Annotated in this window: 1 rRNA gene; it reads left to right on the top strand. The window is 54.6% G+C overall.

The features are described from left to right. Positions 1 to 687: ribosomal RNA gene (locus SAZ04_RS21585) — 23S ribosomal RNA — on the top strand; the annotation flags it as partial.

Here is a 687-nt window from a genome sequence, read left to right as displayed (position 1 = left end):
TTTGGTGTCAGTGGTAGGGGAGCGTTCTAAGTGCAGCGAAGTCAGACCGAGAGGACTGGTGGAGCGCTTAGAAGTGAGAATGCCGGTATGAGTAGCGAAAAGAGGGGTGAGAATCCCCTCCGTCGAAAGCCCAAGGTTTCCTGAGGAAGGCTCGTCCGCTCAGGGTCAGTCGGGACCTAAGCCGAGGCCGAAAGGCGTAGGCGATGGACAACAGGTTGAAATTCCTGTACCACCTCCTCACCGTTTGAGCAATGGGGGGACGCAGAAAGGTAGGGTAAGCGCGCTGATGGATATGCGCGTCCAAGCAGTTAGGCTGAGAAGTAGGCAAATCCGCTTCTCACATAAGGCTGAGCTGTGATGGCGAGGGAAATTATAGTACCGAAGTTCCTGATCCTACACTGCCTAGAAAAGCCTCTAGCGAGGTGAGAGGTGCCCGTACCGCAAACCGACACAGGTAGGCGAGAAGAGAATTCTAAGACGCTCGGGAGAACTCTCGTTAAGGAACTCGGCAAAATGACCCCGTAACTTCGGGAGAAGGGGTGCTCTATTAGGGTGCAAGCCCGAGAGAGCCGCAGTGAAAAGATCCAAGCGACTGTTTAGCAAAAACACAGGTCTCTGCGAAGCCGCAAGGCGAAGTATAGGGGCTGACACCTGCCCGGTGCTGGAAGGTTAAGAGGAGGGGTTATC

The organism is Halalkalibacter lacteus (assembly GCF_036663595.1).
Taxonomy (GTDB): domain Bacteria; phylum Bacillota; class Bacilli; order Bacillales; family Bacillaceae_D; genus Halalkalibacter; species Halalkalibacter lacteus.
This window is presented reverse-complemented; position numbering and strand designations above follow the sequence as displayed.